The following is a 20,739-nucleotide window of genomic DNA, read 5'->3' on the forward strand; positions in this document are numbered from 1 at the left end:
GGTCCGTGTAAGCAGACAGTCCCTTATTACAGCGCCAGCTTGCGAATCACCTCATCGGTGAATTCCGTGGTGCTGCTGCGTCCACCCAGATCGGGGGTGACTTTGTCCCCTTCGCCGACCACCGTGCGCAGGGCATTGCGCAGGCGTTCGGCCTCGCTGTTGAGATCCAGATAGTCGAGCATCATGGCGGCGCCGAGCATCAGCGCGGTGGGGTTGGCGACCCCCTTGCCAGCGATGTCCGGGGCGCTGCCGTGCACCGCTTCAAAGATGCCCTTGTCTTCTCCGACGTTGGCGCCCGGTGCCAGTCCGAGGCCGCCCACCAGGCCGGCGCAGAGATCGGAAAGAATGTCACCGAACAGGTTGGTGGTGACGATGACGTCGAAACGGTGAGGGTTCATCACCAGTTGCATGGCGCAGTTGTCGACGATCATTTCCTCGTGCTCGATATCGTCGTATTCCTTGGCCACGCTGCGTGCCACATCCAGGAACAGCCCGGAGGTGGACTTCATGATGTTGGCTTTGTGCACCACGGTGACTTTTTTGCGGCCCAGCCGGCGCGCGGCTTCGTAAGCGAAGCGGATCAGACGCTTGGATTCCTTGCGGGTGATCACGCTGCGCAACTCGGCCCGTTCGCCGTCGTCGCTGACCATCTGGCCTTCACCGGAGTAAATGCCTTCGATGTTTTCACGCACGGTGAGGATATCGACATTGTCGTAGCGGGAGCGGACACCGGGGATGGAGAGGGCGGGGCGGACGTTGGCGAACAGGTCGAAATATTTGCGCAGGGTAACGTTGACCGAGCGGAACCCCTTGCCCACCGGGGTGGTGATCGGCCCTTTCAGTGCCACCGGGTTCTTGCCGATCATGTCGAGGGTTTCCTGGGGGACCAGGTCCAGGCCCTTGTCCAGGGCGGTTTGCCCGGCGATGGCGTAGTCATAGGCCAGGCCGCAGTCCAGAGCATCCAGGACTCGAACGGTGGCATCGACGATGTCCGGGCCGATGCCGTCGCCCGGGATGATGGTCACGCGTGTTTCCGCCATGGTTTCCTCTCCTTCTGGTCTTTTGGAATGCAGAAAAGTTGTGGTGGGTCCATTGCCACGTTGTGGGTGGGAGGACCTTCGTGGTCGGACACCGGGGTGGGTATCCGGCCGAGCTGTCCGGGCCGATAGGCGGGAAGCTTAATTCGCGCCCTATATGGGGGCGGGATGGTTCTGATTCAAGCAGGCCCGCCGGGGGGCCGGCAAGCGGACCGCCTAGTGTATTCAAGTTCCGTGCCGTGACGAAACCGTGTCAGCATGGACAATGGTGCAGGGCGGGGGCGCTGGAATGGGGCGGGCACGGCGGGTGGCCCGGTGAGTGTGCACCGGGCCGGGGCGGTTTACTGTTTGAACAATCCCCGCGCGCCGTAAGGCTCGCTGCGCAGATACTGCGGGGAGGCCTGGGCCGTGGCGCCGAGACGGGCGGCGGCGTGCCACGGCCAGCGCGGGTTATACAAGATGCCGCGGGCCAGGCCGACGGCATCCGCCTGACCGGACGCCAGCAGCGTTTCCGCCTGTTCCGGTTCGGTGATCAGGCCCACCGCGATGGTGGTCAAACCGCTTTCAGCCTTGATGCGCGCGGCCAGGGCGGTTTGATAGCCGGGGCCGACGGGAATCTTCTGCGCCGGTGTCAGGCCACCGCTGGAAACATGGATGAAATGGCAGCCGCGTGCTTTGAGGGCTTTGGCCAGTGCCACGGTTTGCTCCAGGTCCCAGCCGTCCGCAGCCCAGTCGGTGGCGGAGACCCGCACCCCCACGGCCATTTCCGGCACCGCGTCGCGTACCGCCTCGAACACCTCAAGCAGCAACCGCATGCGGTTCTCAAGGCTGCCGCCATAGCGGTCCTGGCGCTGGTTGGAGAGCGGCGACAGGAACTCGTGCAGCAGGTAGCCATGGGCGCCATGAATCTCGATCAGATCCAGACCCAGACGGTGCGCCCGCTTGGCGGCGGTGACGAACGCTTCGATCAACTCGCCGATGTCATCTTCGGTGAGCGGCTCCGGCGCTTCTTCACCGGCCTGGAAAGGCAGATCGGAAGGCGCGCGGGTGCGCCAGCCGTGGTCCTGATCCGGTTTGATCTGGGCACCGCCTTGCCAGGGGCGCAGGGTGGACGCTTTGCGGCCGGCGTGGGCCAACTGAATACCCACCGGCATCGTGGACCAGGCACGCACCTGGTCGAGCACGGTTTTCAGTGCGGCCTCGTTGTCATCGTTCCATAACCCCAGATCCTCGGGGCTGATGCGCCCTTCCGGTCGCACCGCGGTGGCTTCCAGAATCAATAGCCCGGCACCGGACTGCGTCAGCGTGCCCAGGTGGATGGTGTGCCAGCTGCTGGCGTTGCCGTGTTCCGCCGAGTATTGGCACATCGGCGCAATGATGATGCGGTTGTCCAGGGTCAGAGGGCCCAGGCCAAGCGGTGTGAACAGATGATTCATCAACCTCTCCGGGAACAAAACGGGACGGGGCAGGGGCGGCGTGGCGCCCCTGCCCACAAAAAACGGACTCAGGCGGGGGCGCCAACGGCTTCGCCGCTCAGCAGGCTCTGCACATGGGCCCGTGGCGGCGCGCCGAACATGCGGCTGTATTCGCGGCTGAACTGGGACGGGCTTTCGTAGCCCACCCGGTAGCTGGCGGTGGCCGCTTCCAGGCCTTCGCTGAGCATCAGACGACGCGCCTCGTGCAGACGCAGCTTCTTCTGGAACTGCAGCGGCGACATGCGCGTCACCTGTTTGAAACTGTGGAACAGGGACGACTCGCTCATATTGACCTGGTCGGCAAGATCGCGAACCCGCAGCGGTTGGGTATAGCGATCCTTGAGCAGGGCGATGACCTTGGAAACCCGGTGGGACTGGCTGTCCGCGGCGGCGAACTTGCGCATGCGCGCGCCCATCTCGCCGATCAGGGCGCGATACAGGATCTCACGCCGGATCAGTGGCGCCATGATTGGCACATCGGCGGGCTTGTCCAGCAATTCCACCAGCCGGGTGGTGGCGTCCAGCATGGCGGTGTCGATGGGGGCCATGCACAGGCCGCAATTGATCTCCGGGCAATGATCCTCGTCACTCAGCGCCTCGCCCAGTTCGAACACCAGATCCGCCACTTCCTGGGAATCCACATCCAGGCGAATGGACAGAAACGGCTCTCCGGGGCTGGCCACGTTGATTTGCCCGAGCACCGGCAGATGGACCGAGGACACCAGGTAACTCAAGGGGCCATAGACGATCTCCCGGTCACCAAGCCAGATCGTCTTGCTGCCCTGGACGATGACGCACAGGCAGGGTTCATAGATGGCTGAGGTGCATTGCGTGGGTGTGTCGGCCCGGCCCAGATGCAGACCCGACAACGAGGACTCCTCGATGCCATCCTCCGGGGAGTGCCGCAGCACGGTTCGGGTCAACCGGGAACGGAGCTGATCGAGTTCGTTGTCCTGCCCGGACGATGCAAAAGAAGAAAAGGAGTGATGCGCCACGATAGTGCCCTCCGTGTGTTTGCCCGCAGTATACGCACTGCCCGTGACCGGGTAAGCGTGGCCTCCGGAATGCTGCAGGATCGTGCAATTACTGTGGAGTAACAAGCAATTTCAGGCAAGCCGGAGGGATTGTCATGGTGATCCGCGACAATCCGGAATCTAGCCTGATCCGGGTTGGGGCAGGGCCTGCATGACATCGAGCCAGTGTCGGTTTTATGACGCGGCAATATGGTGCAAAGCCCTTTGTTTCAACAGTCTTGTCCTTTTTTCGGTGTGAGGGGTGGGCTGCGTGATGCTGTTCTCACTTGCCGGATAGTGGGGCGTCGGCTCAGTCCGGGGTCTGTCCTGTCTGACTGCCTGATTCTGTGCGCCTCACAGAATCAGGCAAGTATTCCGCAGTAAACGGATATCACCTGCTGGCCGTGGCGCCCTATGGTATTGGCCGTGGAAGGGACCCGCCGCCAAGGGCTGGCATGGCCCCGTCAGGCGGCAAGCGGGGGCCGCCGACCCGCGTCGCTGTCGAATAGGCCGTGCCTATGTCGACCATCGGTAAACCCATCAAGAAACGCCGTTGACCTCAACATTGGTTGAGGAATTAATGTTCGCGGCCAGGGGAAGAACGAGCCTGATGCCCGGGGCATTGACCGTTTGACCTCTCTTGGTGGTGCCTCGTTATTGACTGACGGTCAGTCAGTTTATAATTTTGAAAATGGGAACCATTATCAATTGAGAGCAGGCGTATTGCCTGCAAGGCCCGAACAGCAGGAGCGAGCGCAACATGGATTCAATCAATACCCATTACGCCAGCGGGGGAGAGCTGATCATCGGGCTCGCCCTCCTACTCATGGTGGCCGTTGGATTGGCCGGCTGCGATGCTCGTGGCGAGCAGGAGCAGGCGCAAATGCCGCCGCCGGCGGTCAAGGTGGCGAAGGTGCTGGACGATCCGGTGACCCTCTGGGATGACTTCACCGGCCGGGTGGCAGCGCCGGAAACCGTGGACCTGCGTCCCCGTGTCAGCGGCTACATCGATAAGGTGAGCTTCGAGGAAGGGGAACTGGTGGAACAGGGCGATGTGCTGTTCGTTATTGACCAGCGCCCTTACCGTGCCCGTGAACGGGCCGCCGCCGCCGACCTGGCCCAGGCCCGCAGCCAGTATCAATTGGCCAGGAGCGAGGCCTCCCGGGCGGAACGGCTGGTGGCCAGCCGCGCCATCTCCCGCGAGGAATACGACCGCCGCGCGTCGGCGATGGTGTCGGCGCGTGCGGCCATGAATGCCGCCGAAGCGGCGCTGGAAACCGCCCGTCTTGATCTGGAGTACACCGAGGTGCGCTCTCCGATCACCGGCCGTGCCGGCCGCGCCATGGTCACTCGCGGCAACCTGGCCAACGCCGATCAGACTCTGCTGACCACACTGGTGTCGGTGGATCCGGTGTACGTGTACTTCGAGAGCGACAGCGATTCCTACCTGCGCGGCCGGGAGCTGCTGGGCAGTGGCGAGGACACCGAAGTGCGTATCGGCCTGAGCGGTGAAAACGGCTATCCGCATCGCGGCAAGGTGGATTTCATCGACAACCGCCTCAACGCCGGCACCGGCACCTTGCAGTTCCGCGCCGTGGTGCCGAACCCGGACGGCTATTTCAAACCGGGGCAATTCGCTCGGGTGGAACTGCCCGCCGAGCGTCTCGACACCGCGTTGCTGATTGACAGCAAAGCGCTGCTTACCGATCAGGATCGCCGTTACGTCTACGTGGTGGACGATGAGAACAAAGCCTCTCGCCGTAACGTCGACGCTGGCCGCACCGTGGATGGCCTGGTGGTGATCCGCGACGGCCTGAAGCCCGGTGAGCGGGTCATCGTCAACGGCGTGCAGAAAGTGTTCATGTCCGGCATGCCGGTGGCGCCGACCCTGGTGGAAATGCGCGTGGCGGCCACCCAGGAGCCCGAGGTGGCGGCGGCGCCCTGATCAACTGACACCGGTATAACTCAAGTCCATGGATCGAGCGCGCTCAGCGGAGCGCGCCAAGAGGGCATTGCTGTCCCATAAATTTTGATGGTTCTGACGTTTGACCGCGGAATCCATGGCCGTGGCCAGTCTATTGGTCTTGGAGATATGAAGTCGCGCTGCATTCGCTGCCAAGGCAGCTTCCCACAAAGGAAGCTACGGAGCCGCTGTGGGAAGCTGCCTTGGCAGCGAATCAGCGAATCAGCGAATCAGCGAATCAGCGAATCAGCGAATCAGCGAATCAGCGTGTAGGCGTGCCAGCGTGTTGCGTGTAAACCGCCTGTTCCACATCTGTGGGACACTAGTGGCCAAGAGGGTACTTTTGTCATGAATTTCTCTCGTTTCTTTGTCGACCGCCCGATTTTTGCCGCGGTGCTGTCGATCATCATCCTCGCGGTGGGCGCGATCTCGATCCCGCTTTTGCCGATCAGCGAGTATCCGGAAGTGGTGCCGCCTTCGGTGGTGGTGCGCACGGTATATCCCGGTGCCAACCCCAAGGTGATCGCCGAAACCGTGGCGACGCCATTGGAAGAAGCGATCAACGGCGTCGAGGGCATGATTTACATCAAGTCGGTGGCCGGCTCCGACGGCGTGTTGCAGATGACCGTGACGTTCAGTCCCGGTACCGACGCCGACGACGCCACGGTACGGGTGCAGAACCGGGTCAGCCAGGCGCTGGCGCGGTTGCCCGAGGACGTGCGACGCCAGGGGGTGACCACCCAGAAACAGTCTCCCACCTTCCTGATGGTGGTGCATTTGACTTCGCCGGACGGTCGTTACGATACGCTCTACCTGCGAAACTATGTGCGGCTGCACGTGAAGGACGTGCTGGCAAGGATCCCCGGGGTCGGTGACGCGCAGGTGTTCGGTGGTGGTGACTACGCCATGCGGGCCTGGCTGGACCCGGACAAAGTGGCTTCCCGGGGGTTGACCGCCGGCGATGTGGTGCGCGCCATTCGTGAACAGAACGTGCAGGTTTCCGCCGGGCAGCTCGGTGCCGAGCCGATGCCAAGCAGTGACTTTCTGACGTTGATCAACGCACAGGGCCGTCTGCGGACGGTGGAAGAGTTTGGCGACATCGTGCTGAAAAGCGGGGACCAGGGGGAGATCGTCCGGCTCTCGGACGTTGGCCGTTTGGAGTTGGGGGCAGGTGATTACACCCTGCGCTCGCAGCTGGACGGTAACGATGCCGTTGGCGTCGGTATTTTCCAGTCGCCAGGTGCCAATGCTCTGGAGATCCGGGATCAGGTCATCGCCGCGATGGATGAATTATCCACCCGTTTTCCGGAAGGGGTGAAATACGAGGCGGTGTACGACACCACGATTTTCGTCCGGGATTCCATTCACTCGGTGGTGAAGACCCTGCTTGAAGCGATATTGCTGGTGGTACTGGTGGTCACGCTGTTCCTGCAGACCTGGCGTGCCTCGATCATTCCGCTGCTGGCGGTGCCGGTGTCGGTGATCGGTACCTTCGCGGTGCTGCTGATGCTCGGTTACTCCATCAACACCCTGACGCTGTTCGGGCTGGTGCTCGCTATCGGCATCGTGGTGGATGATGCCATCGTGGTGGTGGAGAACGTGGAGCGGAACATCGAGGATGGGCTCAGTCCGCTGGCCGCCGCCCATCAGGCGATGAAGGAAGTGTCCGGACCCATCGTCGCCATCGGTCTGGTGCTGTGCGCGGTGTTCATTCCCATGGCGTTTTTGTCCGGAGTCACCGGTCAGTTTTATCGGCAGTTCGCGGTGACCATCGCCATCTCCACGGTGATTTCCACCATTAACTCCCTGACCTTGTCTCCGGCGCTGGCGGCCATGTTGCTGCGCGGTCACGACGCGCCGAAGGATCGGCTGACTCGCATCATCGATGGGCTGTTCGGTTGGTTGTTTCGCCCCTTCAACCGGTTCTTCAACAGCAGCTCCGAGAAGTACCAGAGCGCGGTGGGGCGCTCATTGAGCCGGCGCGCGGTGGTGTTCATGGTCTATCTGGTGTTGTTGGTCAGCACCGGGTTGATGTTCAAGGTGGTGCCGCCGGGCTTCATTCCGACACAGGACAAGCAGTATCTGATCGCCGGCGTGAAACTGCCGGAAGGCGCTTCACTGGAGCGTACCGACACGTTGCTTAAAACAGTGACGGACATCGCCATGGAGACCGAGGGCGTGGCCCACTCGATCTCGTTCCCCGGGCTCAATGCGCTGCAGTTCACCAACACCTCCAATACCGGCCTGGTGTTTCTGCCGCTGGATCCATTCGATCAGCGTGAACGTTCCGCCGAGGAAATCAACGCCGAGATCAACGGCAAGATTTCCGCCCTGAGCGAGGGGTTCGCGTTTTCCTTCATGCCGCCGCCGATTCTTGGCCTGGGTAATGGCGCCGGCTATCAAATGTTTATCGAGGACCGGGGCGGCCTCGGGTATGGCGCTTTGCAGAATGCGGTCAGCGCTTTCCAGGGGGCGATCTCGCAAACTCCGGGCATGACGTTCCCAATCACCAGCTACCAGGCCAATGTGCCGCAGTTGGACGCACTAGTGGACCGTACCAAGGCCAAGGCGCAGGGTGTGCCACTCACTGGACTGTTCGACACCTTGCAGACCTACCTGGGCTCCACTTACGTCAATGACTTCAACCGGTTTGGCCGCACCTGGCAGGTGATTGCCCAGGCCGACGCGCCGTTTCGCGACAGTGTCGAGGACATCGCCAATCTGCGCACCCGCAACGAACGCGGCGAAATGGTGCCGATTGGTTCCATGGTGAATATTCGCCAGACCTTCGGTCCGGATCCGGTGCTGCGCTTCAACGGCTACCCGGCCGCGGATCTGGCTGGCGAGGCCGATCCGAGAGTGCTGTCCTCGGCTCAGGCCATGGATAAGCTGACGGAACTGGCGGATCAGATCCTGCCCAATGGTATGAGCTTCGAGTGGACCGATCTCAGCTATCAGCAATATACCCAGGGCAATGCCGCTTTGGTGGTTTTCCCGCTGGCAATCCTGTTGGTGTTCCTGGTGCTGGCGGCGCTGTATGAAAGCTGGGTGCTGCCATTGGCGGTCATCCTGATCGTGCCGATGTGTATGCTCTCCGCGCTGATCGGTGTGTGGTTCGGCGGTGGCGACAACAACATCTTCGTGCAGGTCGGGCTGGTGGTGCTGATTGGTCTGGCCTGTAAGAACGCCATCCTGATCGTGGAGTTCGCCCGTGAGCTGGAGCTGCAGGGCATGGAAACCGTGAAGGCTGCTCTGGAAGCTTGCCGCCTGCGTTTGCGTCCGATCATCATGACGTCCATCACGTTCACCGCGGCAGTGGTGCCGCTTGTGTTGGGGACTGGTGCTGGCGCTGAAGTGCGGCAGGCGCTGGGTACGGCGGTGTTCGCAGGCATGATCGGTGTCACCCTGTTCGGATTGTTCCTGACGCCGGTGTTCTATGTTGGCCTGCGTAAACTCGCCGGGCCGCTCAAGCACTCCCACGCTTCCACCATGGACGGCGAAGCCCACGGTCATTCAGGAGAAAGCTATGCATAAGTATGTCTTGAGCGTTGTGCCTCTGATGTTGGCCCTGGCTGGTTGCGCGGTGGGACCGGACTATCAGGAGCCGGAGACGTTGTTACCGGAAGGGTTCGTTGGCGCCGACCAGGTGCGGCCTTTCGATGAAGACGCTGAACGCCGGTTCTGGTCCGGCTTCGACGATCCGTTGCTGGCGGACCTGATCGATCAGGCCCTCAATGCCAACCATGACTTGCGCGCCGCGCTGGCGCGCTACCAAAGAGCGGAAGCGCTGTTACGCGGCGCCCGCCGGGAGCAACTGCCGAGCGTCACCATCAATGGCAGCGCCGCCGAGCAACACCTGGCGGAAGTGGAGCAGAACCCTCCAGGTGGCATGGAGCGGGTGGAACTGTACCAGGCCGGCGTTGCCGCCGGCTGGGAGCTGGATCTGTTCGGGCGTCTGCGGCGGGCCACCCAGGCACAGGCGGCGGAGCTGGATGCCGCGGAAGCGGATCTGGGCGCCTTGCAGGTGGCCATGGCCGGCCGCATCGCCAACAGCTATTTCCAACTGCGCGGTCTGCAGCAACAGCTGCAGGTTGCCCGCCGCAATGTGGAAAATCAGCAGCAGGCGCTGGATATCGTTCAGGCTCGCATGGAAGACGGCAACGCCACCCGGCTGGACGAAGCCCGGGCCCGTGCCCAACTGGAAGTCGTGCGGGCCACCGTGCCGGAACTGCAAACCGCGATTCGGACTTACATGTACCGTATCGCGGTGCTGACCGGGCGCACCCCGGACAGTCTGGTGACCACCCTGACCGAGCCCGGTGACCTGCCGGCGCAGATTCCGGATCTGGCCACTGGCACGCCGTCCGGTGTGTTGCGCCGGCGCCCGGATATCCGCGCCGCCGAGCGTCGCGTGGCCGCCGCCACCGCCCGCATCGGCGTGGCTACCGCCGACCTGTTTCCGCGCTTCACCCTGGAAGGGCTGATCGGCAGCGTCGCCTCCCGTGACGGTGACCTGTTCAGTGGCCCGGCGGAAAGTCGCCGCGTTGCCCTGGGCGTGGACTGGACCTTCCTCGACTTTGGCAAGGTCCGCTCGCGCATCGACGCCGCCGATGCCGAGACTCAGGCCGTCATCGCCGAGTACCAGCAAGCCGTGCTGTCGGCACTGGAAGAAACGGAAACCCAACTGGTTCGTCATCAGCGGGCCCGTGAACGCACCGAACTGCTGCGCCACGCCACGGACGCCGCGCAACAGGCCGCCGAACTGGCCCGCTTGCGTTACCGGGAAGGTTTCATCGGTTTCTTCGAAGTGCTGGACAGTGAGCGGGAGCTGATGGACACCCGCGACGCCTTCATCCGCAGTCGCACCGAAGTGACCCTGGCGATGGTGGATCTTTACCGTGCTTTGGCCGGTTCACCGGTGCCGTCGGAGCAGAATCCGGCAAGAAGAAGCGCGGCTCGTTGATTGCCGGTATGATGTGACACGTATGGAAATATAAGGAAGTCGAACGCCCCTCGGGAGGGGCCTGGGATGGGCGTTCGACACATCAAGATAGGGATGACATTTTATGTTCACATCTTTCCGGGGCGTGCTCGACAGTCTCACCAGCATCTTCTTTAGTAAAGCACTGTTTTTATTCATTTCGATATTCTTATCCGCTTGGCTGGTCGGGTGTTCCACTATCCCGAGGGCGGATTTCGAGGCGGATAAGATTGGCAATGTCGGAGTGGTCTCTCTGATAGGTGACAAAGCCGTACTGTGTTACCGGGGAGCGACGATGTTTGGTAACAAATCCTGGGTTCTCGATATGGCGCCATTCGATCCGGATGAAATGCTACAACGACAGGTTGAAACTGTTTTATCCCGTGATTTCGGATATCAGGTCGTTCATGTGGATTACAACCAGGAGGAATGGTGGGGCGACGAGGGCGCTGTTACAGAGTCACTTTGTCAGCGCTATGGAGAGCGACGGAATAAGATTTATATCGAGAAAGCAGCGGACCTTGGCGTGCGGTTGGGGTTGGATGCGGTCTTTGTCATTCTTCCTTTGCAGCTTTATACCCACTACACCGTTGAGCCCCATGGTCTTTTGGTCTACTCGTTTGGATTCAATGAACAGGTTACACGGACATGGGCCGGGATATCAGCGTATATCGATCTGGTGAGTGTCAAGGACCGGAAGTCGGTGGTGACCGCCCTGCTCGAAAACGAACAGCGATCGTTGAATTCCTTCTCCTCAAGACCTTTGGTGCGTTTGATGGATAACCCTTTACGAGAGGTTGCTTTGAAGGGGCCGAGTGACTCTGATCGTGAAAAATTGGAGGAGGCGTTCGGGCGTGCTGTTGATGACAGCCATATACAGCACGCCGTCCGTTATATGTTCCGTCCTCCGTACAGTGCAAGAAACGAATCTGACCAGTTGGAGTTGGCTCCATCCGGCCAGGCAGAATCGGGCAAGTGATCTGGAGCCTTGGGTATTCGCGAAACGGCCTCTGCCACCGATAATAGTCAGCCATAAAGGACACAACGCGACAGGAGGAACCGACATGCTCGATACCCGTGCTTTGCAGCGTTCGACACGAACCACCAATCCGGCGATCCAACGTTTCCTGGCGCTCACCGCCTGCTATTTGCGTACCCCGCTGGCGCAGTGATCTTCACGCGATGCCGCGCTTCCGACTGATTTACTGCCAACAGACCCGTTAGTGGTCTCTCGTTAAATCGGCGGTGCTGGTCCACCGCTCCGGTTTCTTACCCCCAAGAGGTCAGGGACGACCTTCTTTTTTTTCCGTTTCGTTTGATGGCGATTTGCCATCGGATTCCCTATCATCGGCGCGCTCTGCCTTGATGGATTCCCCCGATGATCGTTCGTGACCGTCCCAATCCCATTGCGCTGTTGTTCGCCCTGCGTGGCTCGGTGGTGCCGGATATCCTGCCGCACATCCTGCTGGTGGCGTTGTTTGCCTCCGCGATGACCCTGGTGAGTCAGTATCACGTGCTGGATGTCAGCCATTACACGGTGATGCCGGTGACATTGCTGGGGATCGTGCTGTCGATCCTGCTCAGCTTCCGCAACAACGCCGCCTATGACCGTTGGTGGGAAGCGCGAAAGCAGTGGGGCCAGATGGTGTATGAGATCCGCAGCCTGGCCAGGACCAGCGCAACCTTACTTAGTAATAAAGAGCTTGGTAATAAAGAGCTTGGTAATGAAGAGCCGGACCGTCGGGAACTGCTGGGGCTGGTTCTGGCGTATGCCCATGCCCTGCGCGGGCAGTTGCGTGATGAGGATGTACGCGAGGACCTGTTGAAAGTGCAGTCGCCGGCGGTGGTGGAGCAGGCCCTGGACCATCACAACGGTGCCGACTGGTTTCTACGTCGGGCCGGCGATTGGGTGGGGGAACGCTATCGGGAAGGGCGTCTGGACAGCATCGGCGTGAGCCTGCTGGACCAGAGGTTGACTGCTTTGGCCGGTGTGCAGGCCGCCAGTGAGCGTATCGCGCAGACCCCGTTGCCGTTTGCCTACGCGCTGTTGGCCCATCGTACCGCCTATGTGTACTGCTATTTGTTGCCGTTTGTGTTGATCGGCTCGTTGGGCTGGGGCACGCCTTTGTTCGTGGCGGTGGTGGCCTACACCTTCTTCGGGCTGGATCGACTGGCGGAACATCTGGAGATGCCATTCGGCCGCGAAGCCAATGATCTGCCACTGGACACCATCTGCCGGATCCATGAAATCTCCGTGGCCGAAGCCCTGGGCGATCCGGCGCCGGAACCGCTGCCGGTGGTCAACCACCAGTTGCAGTAAACGGGGGCGACGGCTTGCCCGGCGGCGCCCGCTGGCTCAACATGACGGCTTCCCGCTGTGGAGACGGTTGATGCAAGACGCCTACTTCTATGAGCCCGCCAAGGGTCACGGTTTGCCCCACGATCCGTTCAATGCGCTGGTGGCGCCGCGCCCGATCGGCTGGATCGGCTCCCGCGGTGCCGAGGGTGTCCTCAACCTCGCGCCCTACAGCTTCTTCAATGCCTTCAATTACCATCCGCCGATCATTGGCTTTTCCAGCATCACTTATAAGGATAGCGTGCGGAATATCGAAGCCACCAAGGAGTTCACCTGGAACCTGGCCACCCGCCCGCTGGCGGAAGCAATGAACCAAAGCTGCAAGGCGGTCCCGCCGGAAGTGAATGAGTTCGAACTGGCGGGACTGACCGCCGAGCCGTCGCGGTTGGTGTCAGTGCCGAGAGTGGCGGAAACTCCGGTCTCCTTCGAGTGCCGGCTCAGCCAGATTCTGCGTCTGAACACCGCCGCCGGTGAAGCGGTGGATACCTGGGTGGTGTTCGGGGAAGTGGTGGGCGTGCACATCGCCACTCATTTGCTCAAGGACGGCATCTACGACACCGCCGCCGCCGAGCCGATCCTTCGTGCCGGCGGCCCGGCCGGATACTTCTCCGTGGATCCCTCCCAGTATTTCGAGATGTACCGGCCCCGCTGATCCGCGCCGAAGGCCGGTGTTGCGAACCACGGCGCCGCCATGGGAAGCGAGCTTGCTCGCGAATCGGCGTGTTGGTGTGCCGGTATGCAGAGTGATGTAGGCATTCCAGCTCCTTGTGGGACACCAATGACCTTAGTCATTTTTCTCCTGGCGCTTGGCTACCTGATGAGCGTCCTCGGTCAAGCCGATCTGCCAGTAACCGCTGGCGTACAAGCGGCGCCGGTCCACCTGGCGCTCCTGGACCAGATAACGGCGAATGGCACGCACCGCGCCGCTTTCCCCCGCCGCCCATACCGCCGGGGATCCCTCCAGCCAGGGTAGGGACAGGACCTTGTCCACCAGCCCCAGGGCAGGTTGCTCCGGGTAGGGATTGATCCGCCAATGCACCTCCAGGCCGGAAGGGAAAGGCAATGGCTGCTGATCCTCGGGGGAGAGAATATCCAGTACCGCGTAGCCCCGGGCACTGGCCGGCAAGCGTTCGATATTGGCGCTGATCGCCGGTAACGCCGACATGTCACCGGCGAACAGAAACCAGTCGGCGTCGAAGTCAACGAACTTCGGAGCCCCCGGTCCGGCAAAGCCGATACGATCTCCCGGGCGGGCCTGGTCCGCCCAATGGGACGCGGGGCCATGGTCGGCGTGCATCATGAAGTCGACGAAAATCTCACCATGGTTTTTGTCGAAGTGACGCAGCGTATAGGTACGTACCACCGGTCGCTGCTCCGGTGGCGTATCGCCGTAAGGCGGCAAGGCGATGTCGGTTTGCCCTTCGCGGGGAACCAGTAGTTTGAAATTGGCGCTTTCATGATTCTCGGGAAAGTCACTGAGATCGCCGCCGCCCAGAACCACCCGCTTCATATTGGGGGTGAGGTTCTCGGTGCGCAGGACTTCCAGAATCCGGGGAGCGGGCCTTGGCATGGTCGGTCTCTCTGCTAGAAGAAGGTTGTGGTGTCGAAGTATTTGGTGGACAATATCAACCATATTTCCATCAATTGACAAAGTCAACAGTGATGTCAAAAGAATCTGATATCCGTAATGCGATCTGGCAACTGGCGTTTCAGTTCAAGGTCAGCAGTAAAAAGGCGATCCGCCAGTACGGTCTGCCATTGAACGGCATGCATGTGCGCATCCTGCATATGATCGGCGCCACCCCGGCGTGCACCGCCCACCGCATCGTGCAGGCATCCGGGCGCGACAAGGCGCAGATCACCCGTCTGTTGAAAGAGCTGGAAGGTATGTCGCTGATCCAACGCGCGCCGAATCCCGATGATAAGCGCAGTCAGATTGTCTCTCTGAGTGGGAAGGGTGAGGCTTTGATGGCCCGCGCCCGGGAGGCGGAACAGGATGTGGTGACGCGATTGTTGAAGGGAATGAAGAAAGACGAGATCGATACCTTTGTCGGCCTCGCCGGGCGCATGCTGGACAATCTGCGCGAGGAATAGAAAGGGGAGCTCCGGCGGGGACGCGGATCTGTACGAGGGCCTTCCGGGATCGCCGTGAATACGTCCATGTAGGCTCTCTGTTTGACGTCCCTGTCAAACAGAGTCCCGGAAGGCCCTCGTACAGATCCGCTTGGAGCGAACTCCCGTGTTCCGTGCTCCAGCAACGACGAACCTTCAAGAAAGGAGAACTCTCTCCATCCCTTTATAGGGGCTTGGTAGCGGTGGGAAAGACTCCTTTGCTCGTCAGTTACCTCGAAGCGGATCGGCGTTACGCTTTGCGGGACCCTGTCAAACAGGGACGTTCGACCGGGAGCCTACATGGACGTATTCACGGCGTTCCCGCAAAGGCGTAACGCTGATCCGGGGCCCCGATGGAGAGAAATTCCGTTCCCCTATAAACCGAAGACCCGTCACACGATCCGTGGCGGCGCATCGCCGTGCTGGATGCCGTATTTGCGAATCAGCGCATCGCGTTTGTCCGGATCGAAATTGATATTGCGGGCGTCGTAGCTGGCGTGTTCCAACAGACGCTTGTCCATGAGCCGGTACCACAGCGGCGGAATATAACTGACCAGGAACATACCGAAATAGCCGTTGGGCAGGCTGGGCACATCGTCGAAATGCCGCAGGCTCTGGTAGCGCCGGGTCGGATGGGCATGGTGATCGGAATGCCGCTGCAGATGAAAAGTGGCCCAGTTGGAGAACATGTGGTTGCTGTTCCAACTGTGATACGGCTGGGTGCGCTCGTAGCGACCGGTCTTGGTTTTATGCCGCAGCAGGCCGTAGTGCTCGATATAGTTGGCGGAGGTCAACTGGAAGGCCCCCCAGAAAGCGGTGCCGAGGATATACGGCAGAATGCCGATGCCGAACAGCGCCAGCGTGGTGCCCCAGGCGACGGCGGTGATGATCGCCGGCTGAATGATCTCGTTGTCCAGGGACCACACCGATTTTCCCCGTGATTCCAGGCGTTCCCGCTCCAGCTTCCAGGCTCGGCGGGCGGCGCCTGGGATCTCCCGTAGTACGAATTTCCAGATGCTTTCGCCCATGCGCGAGGATGCCGGGTCCTCCGGCGTGGCCACGTCCCGGTGGTGGCCCTTATTGTGCTCAATGAAAAAGTGACCGTAGGCGCAGGGCGCCAGCACGAACTTGGCCAGCCAGCGTTCACCCTTGCCTTTCTTGTGGCCCAGTTCATGGCCCAGGTTGATGCCGACGCCGCAGGTGCCACCGAGCAGCAGAATCATCGCCAGCAGACCGTGCCAGGGCAGGTCCTGGGTACCGACGAACCAGGCGCCGAAAAACCAGGCGCCCCAGATCACCGGCACGAGGGCGTAGGTGACCCAGCGGTAATAGGGATCCTCTTCCAATTGCGGCACTACCTCTTCCGGCGGGTTGCTGCGGTCCTCGCCGATCAGCATGTCCAGCACCGGCACCGCCAGGTAATAGAACACCAGCGGGATCCATAGCATCAGGGCATTGCCGTTGGCCAGGTACAGCAGAGGCCCGATAAACACGATGGCGGGCACGAAGATGGATGAAAACCACAAATGGCGCTTGCGGTCCCGATAGACCACGCCGGACGGGCCGGTGAACTCACCTGCCTTGCTCATACCGCAATCCTCTTTTTGTTATCCGATCACCGGATGGTGCGCCCAAGGCGGTTTGTGCGGCACCGCCAGGAGTGGCAGAAAATCGTCATAAAGTGACAAGTGAGTGGGCGCGCCGGCAGGGTAAGCTGGGGATCATCCGCTTATGGCGGCGAGGGAGAAACCAATGAGCATCCAGGTGGCCGCCCGGCTCAGACCGGCGATTCATCCGACTTACCCGAGACTGCTGTGCGCCCATTTGCACTCCAGGGGCTTTGATAACGCCACCATCTTCGAGGGTACCCGGCTGCATTGGGAGCAACTTTTGGGCGAGCATCGCTACCTGAGTCTGGAGCAGATGTCCCGCCTGATCCGGCGCTCCATGGAACTGACCGGCGAGCCCTGGTTGGGGCTGGATATCGGCGGTGTCACCTCGGTATCCGCCCATGGTCCACTGGGCTTCGCGGTGGTATCGGCGCCGGATCTGGGCGCGGTGTTGCGGGTGGTTTCCCGTTTCGTCGGCGTCCGTTTCCAGCCGGTAACGGTGCAGTTGCGCGAGGAACCGGAACGCATGGTGCTGACCATGGAGGAAAAAGAAAACCTGGAAGAGGTCCGGGAGTACGTCAATGGGGCGGTGCTGGCCACCTTCTTTCACCTGGTCGACACCGTGACCTCCCGGCGCCTGCGGGATCTGGTGGTGGCGATGCCGATCCCGGAGCCGGAATGGGCGGCGGTCTACACCGAAAAACTGGGCTGTCCGGTTCGCTTCGGGGCTTCGGCATTGACTATCGAAGTGCCCGCCGCGCTGCTGGACACCCCCTGCCTGACCGCGGATCCCGGTCTGCACCGCACCGCGCTGCGGGATTGCGAGCATCAACTGCGGCAACTCCAGGGCGGGGGGCCGTTGAGCCAGCGCATCGGCGTGCAACTGCTGGGATGTGAGGGGCACTACCCGAGTCTGGATGAGATGGCGGCACGCCACGCCATGTCCCGCCGCACCCTGATCCGTAAATTGAAAGAGGAAGGTTCCCGCTATCAGGAACTGCTGGACGAAGTGCGCCGGGAACTGGCCGCCTGGTATCTGCTGGAAACCACGCAACCGGTGGAACGCATCGCCGAGAAGCTGGGGTACCAGGACCCGTCCAATTTCAGCCGCACCTTTCAGCGCTGGTTCGGCACCACGCCGTTGCGGATGCGCAGGGGGCAATAGCGCTATTCCCTGTGGGAAGCGGCTTCAGCCGCGAACAGCCTGCTCGCGCGCCAGCAGGTTCAGATGATGCTCGATCTCGAAGATGTGTTCGTCCTGCTCGCCCAGCTCGCGCAACGCCTCGGCCAGGTTCAGCAAATAGTCCCGGTTGGCGCCGCTGGGGCCGTGGCTGCGGTGGATGTGGGCGGCGACGTCCGCCACCGGCGCCGGGCCGAGAAAGGCGGGGTTGTCGGCGGTGGCGATATAGACCAGTCCGTCCTCCTGGCCGCCGTCCTCGAACGTCATCGGCGTGGAGAAACGCAGGTAGCCGTTTTTCTCACGCACATCCAGTTGCCCGAACACCGCCGGGCTGACGCGATAGGCCATGCCGGTGCAGCGCACGCCCGGCGCTTCTATCAGTGTCACCACCCGGCCAGGGTTTTCCGGCGTGCCGCGATGATCGTGGGAGCCCTGCCAGAAGCGCCGGGCCCAGCCCTGAATCGACGCCGGGCGCCGCTCCCGGAACGGAAAATCCACCTTGAAAATCAACGAGCCGTAACCGAACAGCCACACCGACTCCCGGTCCTGGAACAGGCTCCGCTCGCGGTTGATCGCGGTGGTGTCGATCATGCCCGGGTGTCCTCCGCCCGGCGCTGACGCTCCGTCAGCGCGACATCGCCATTGTCCTGATCCGGCCAGCCGCCCAGGTGGTCGTGTACCAGCGCCACCAGGGCATCCAGATGGGCCGGGCAGTCGTTCAGCGCCGGGATGTAATCGAACCGCTCGCCGCCGGCTTCCATGAAGTAACCGCGATTCTCCACGTCGATCTCTTCCAGCGTTTCCAGGCAGTCGGCGGAAAAGCCGGGGCAGAACACCTGCACGCTTTTCACCCCCTCGCCGGGCAGCGCCTTGAGCGTGGCGTCGGTGTAGGGTTGCAGCCATTCCTCGCGGCCGAAGCGGGACTGGAACGTGACCTGCCATTGGCTCTCGTTGAGACCCAGCCGCTCCGCCAGCAGGCGGCTGGTCTTATGGCATTCGCAAAAGTACGGGTCGCCTTCGGTGAGGTAGCGTTTGGGTACGCCGTGGTAGGAGAACAGCAGTTTCTCCGCCCGGCCATGCTGTGCCCAATGGCTGTGAATATGCTCCGCCATGGCATCCAGGTAGGGTGCGTAATCATGGTAATGACTGATGAAACGCAGATCCGGCAACCAACGCCGGGCGGCGAAATCCCGCGCCACGGCGTCGAACGTGGAGGCCGAGGTGCTGGCGGAATACTGCGGATACAGCGGCAGCACAAGCAACCGGGTAACGCCTTGCCCGGCCATCCTCTGCAACACCGAAGGAATGGACGGGTTGCCATAGCGCATGGCGAACTCCACCACCAGATCCTCGCCATACTCGGCCTGCAGCCGCTGCCGCAGCCCCTCGCACTGATTGCGGGTGTGCACCAGCAGCGGCGAACCCTGCTCCGTCCAGACCCCGCGGTAGGCGTGGGCGGAACGGGGCGGGCGGATCACCAGAATCACCAGATTCAGGATCAACCACCACAACGGGCGCGGCACCTCCACCACCCGGGGGTCGGACAGAAACTCACGCAAATAGCGGCGCAGCGCCGGCGTGGTGGGCGCGTCCGGGGTTCCCAGATTGGTGATCAGTACACCGGTGCGCAACGGCTGTCGGTGGCTGAAATCAGGCTGTCCAGTGAACTTCATAATGGTTCCGATGAGCCAGAGGTTGACCGGCGGCAAGGCACCGGATGTCGATGGCGCCATGATACCGGAACCGGAAGCAGGTAACAGATATGGCCCCGATAGATATGGGCCATCAACTCGGCCCATTGCCGGCAAGTGCGCTATATTACTTGCTGTTGGAATAATCACGGTCGGTTGAAGGCCGCTGTCCCTAAAATTGTGGTGGATCAGGGTGCCTCTTGCCAGGTAAGGCGAGTCGACGGGCAGCGTTCCAGGACACGCTACAAGCACGTCCATGTGGGCTCGGGTTTGGCCTTCCCTGGCCAAACACGGTCCTGGAACGCTGCCCGCCGACTCTCCACGAGCTCTGAAGCCGCCCGCTTCGAATCCCCCCAGGCTACCAAGCCGCTGTGGGAAGCTGCCGGGCGGCGCTCCGCTTTAGCAGCAAATGGCAGCGCGGAACAGTCATACAGAAAGAACCGCGATACGCACGCGGCAATCAATGGGAGCAGTAAATGCGCGACATACGCGAAGAATACCAAGGCAAAGGATTGAGCGAAGCGGACCTGCTCGCCGATCCGGTGGAACAGGTGCGTTTGTGGGTGGAAGAAGCAGTGAACGCCGGCCTCCCGGTGGCCAACGCCATGACCCTGGCCACCGTCAACGCCGAAGGGCAACCCTCCGCCCGAACCGTACTGCTGAAAGGCGTGGAGCAGGGCGGCTTCGTCTTCTTCACCCACTACGACAGCCGCAAGGGCGACGACATCGAAGCCAGCGACAAAGTGGCCTTCGTACTCTACTGGTCACCCATGGATCGCCAGATCACCGTGCAGGGCCGCGCTCGCAAACTGGACGCGGACACCTCCCGCGCCTATTTCAAGACCCGCCCCTACGGTAGCCAGATCAGCGCCGTCGCCTCGCCGCAAAGCCGGCCCGTGGACCTGGAAACCCTGGAAGCGGACGTCGCCCAACTGCGCCAGGAATACCCGGAAGGCAGCGACATCCCCATGCCGGAAAACTGGGGTGGCTACCTCATCGTCCCCGAAGAAATCCAATTCTGGCAAGGCCGCCCCAATCGCCTCCACGACCGGGTACGGTACTTCCAGGACGACGGAAAATGGCTGCGGGAGCGGCTGGCGCCTTGAAAAGCAGTAAGTAGCTAATAACAGAAAAAACTTCGATCTTTAGCCGCTGTGGGAGCCAGCTCTGCTGGCGAATATCTTTTTGAAATGTCCGACGATTCGTTATCAGGGCAACCTCCTACAGCCGCAACACGTAAATACGCTGTTTCTTCAACATTTGGTTCTATGTAGCGGGCGTGACATCACGGGCATCCGTCGCTATCCGTGTTCATGGCTTT

General features: G+C 61.6%; 16 protein-coding genes. 9 read left to right on the plus strand and 7 right to left on the minus strand.

The annotated features are described in order from the left end of the window. Positions 1-26 precede the first annotated feature (26 nt). The 3 genes from E0L37_RS10500 to E0L37_RS10510 form a co-directional block, all read right to left on the minus strand. Positions 27-1,040 carry an isocitrate dehydrogenase gene (locus E0L37_RS10500; protein ID WP_133491694.1) on the minus strand — a complete coding sequence of 338 codons (1,014 nt, stop codon included), beginning with the start codon at positions 1,038-1,040 and terminating at the stop codon, positions 27-29. Positions 1,041-1,378: 338 nt separating this feature from the next. Continuing rightward, positions 1,379-2,473 (minus strand): NADH:flavin oxidoreductase/NADH oxidase, encoded by a 1,095-nt coding sequence (locus E0L37_RS10505; RefSeq protein ID WP_133491695.1) that lies wholly within the window; start codon positions 2,471-2,473, stop codon positions 1,379-1,381. Between the two features lie 68 nt (positions 2,474-2,541). Further along, positions 2,542-3,507: an AraC family transcriptional regulator gene (locus E0L37_RS10510; RefSeq protein WP_166643040.1), complete on the minus strand. Its 966-nt coding sequence runs from the start codon at positions 3,505-3,507 to the stop codon at positions 2,542-2,544. Positions 3,508-4,351: 844 nt separating this feature from the next. On the opposite strand from E0L37_RS10510, the gene E0L37_RS10515 reads away from it, so the two are divergent. From E0L37_RS10515 to E0L37_RS10540, 6 genes are all read left to right on the plus strand, one after another. Next, positions 4,352-5,470, plus strand: coding sequence for an efflux RND transporter periplasmic adaptor subunit (locus tag E0L37_RS10515; RefSeq protein ID WP_370450526.1), 1,119 nt, complete (start codon positions 4,352-4,354; stop codon positions 5,468-5,470). Positions 5,471-5,836: 366 nt separating this feature from the next. After that, positions 5,837-9,022, plus strand: a complete 3,186-nt coding sequence (locus E0L37_RS10520; RefSeq protein WP_133491697.1) for an efflux RND transporter permease subunit — start codon at positions 5,837-5,839, stop codon at positions 9,020-9,022. Then, positions 9,015-10,451 carry an efflux transporter outer membrane subunit gene (locus E0L37_RS10525; RefSeq protein WP_133491698.1) on the plus strand — a complete coding sequence of 479 codons (1,437 nt, stop codon included), beginning with the start codon at positions 9,015-9,017 and terminating at the stop codon, positions 10,449-10,451. Before E0L37_RS10520 ends, E0L37_RS10525 begins: the two co-directional genes overlap by 8 nt. 103 nt (positions 10,452-10,554) lie before the next feature. Then, the gene (locus E0L37_RS10530) at positions 10,555-11,448 is read left to right on the plus strand and encodes a hypothetical protein (RefSeq protein ID WP_133491699.1); all 894 of its coding nucleotides are present in this window, start codon (positions 10,555-10,557) and stop codon (positions 11,446-11,448) included. 399 nt (positions 11,449-11,847) lie between these two features. Next, entirely contained in the window at positions 11,848-12,789 is a 942-nt protein-coding gene (locus tag E0L37_RS10535; RefSeq protein WP_133491700.1) for a bestrophin family protein, read from the plus strand. Between the two features lie 70 nt (positions 12,790-12,859). Continuing rightward, on the plus strand, positions 12,860-13,477 hold the full coding sequence (locus tag E0L37_RS10540; RefSeq protein WP_201303695.1) for a flavin reductase family protein: 618 nt from the start codon (positions 12,860-12,862) through the stop codon (positions 13,475-13,477). Between the two features lie 132 nt (positions 13,478-13,609). Here E0L37_RS10540 and E0L37_RS10545 read toward each other — a convergent pair whose 3' ends face one another. Continuing rightward, a complete protein-coding gene (locus E0L37_RS10545; protein WP_133491702.1) occupies positions 13,610-14,395 on the minus strand; it encodes a siderophore-interacting protein in 786 nt (261 codons plus the stop codon). A gap of 92 nt (positions 14,396-14,487) precedes the next feature. On the opposite strand from E0L37_RS10545, the gene E0L37_RS10550 reads away from it, so the two are divergent. Next, a complete protein-coding gene (locus E0L37_RS10550) occupies positions 14,488-14,919 on the plus strand; it encodes a MarR family winged helix-turn-helix transcriptional regulator (protein ID WP_236563967.1) in 432 nt (143 codons plus the stop codon). A gap of 410 nt (positions 14,920-15,329) precedes the next feature. Here E0L37_RS10550 and E0L37_RS10555 read toward each other — a convergent pair whose 3' ends face one another. Then, positions 15,330-16,526 carry an alkane 1-monooxygenase gene (locus E0L37_RS10555; protein ID WP_133491703.1) on the minus strand — a complete coding sequence of 399 codons (1,197 nt, stop codon included), beginning with the start codon at positions 16,524-16,526 and terminating at the stop codon, positions 15,330-15,332. A gap of 163 nt (positions 16,527-16,689) precedes the next feature. Here E0L37_RS10555 and E0L37_RS10560 point away from each other — a divergent pair, with 163 nt between their 5' ends. Continuing rightward, positions 16,690-17,712, plus strand: coding sequence for an AraC family transcriptional regulator (locus E0L37_RS10560; protein ID WP_133491704.1), 1,023 nt, complete (start codon positions 16,690-16,692; stop codon positions 17,710-17,712). A 24-nt stretch (positions 17,713-17,736) separates the two neighbouring features. Here E0L37_RS10560 and E0L37_RS10565 read toward each other — a convergent pair whose 3' ends face one another. After that, complete coding sequence (locus tag E0L37_RS10565) at positions 17,737-18,318, minus strand: gamma-glutamylcyclotransferase (RefSeq protein ID WP_133491705.1); 582 nt, start codon at positions 18,316-18,318, stop codon at positions 17,737-17,739. After that, positions 18,315-19,400 carry a ferrochelatase gene (gene hemH / locus E0L37_RS10570; RefSeq protein WP_133491706.1) on the minus strand — a complete coding sequence of 362 codons (1,086 nt, stop codon included), beginning with the start codon at positions 19,398-19,400 and terminating at the stop codon, positions 18,315-18,317. The genes E0L37_RS10565 and hemH overlap by 4 nt, the downstream gene beginning before the upstream one ends. Positions 19,401-19,894: 494 nt before the next feature. Between hemH and pdxH the strand changes: the two genes are divergently transcribed. Beyond that, complete coding sequence (gene pdxH, locus E0L37_RS10575; RefSeq protein WP_133491707.1) at positions 19,895-20,524, plus strand: pyridoxamine 5'-phosphate oxidase; 630 nt, start codon at positions 19,895-19,897, stop codon at positions 20,522-20,524. The last annotated feature ends 215 nt before the right edge of the window (positions 20,525-20,739 follow it).

This window comes from Alcanivorax sp. 24 (genome assembly GCF_004360225.1).
Taxonomy (GTDB): Bacteria; Pseudomonadota; Gammaproteobacteria; order Pseudomonadales; family Alcanivoracaceae; genus Alloalcanivorax; species Alloalcanivorax xiamenensis.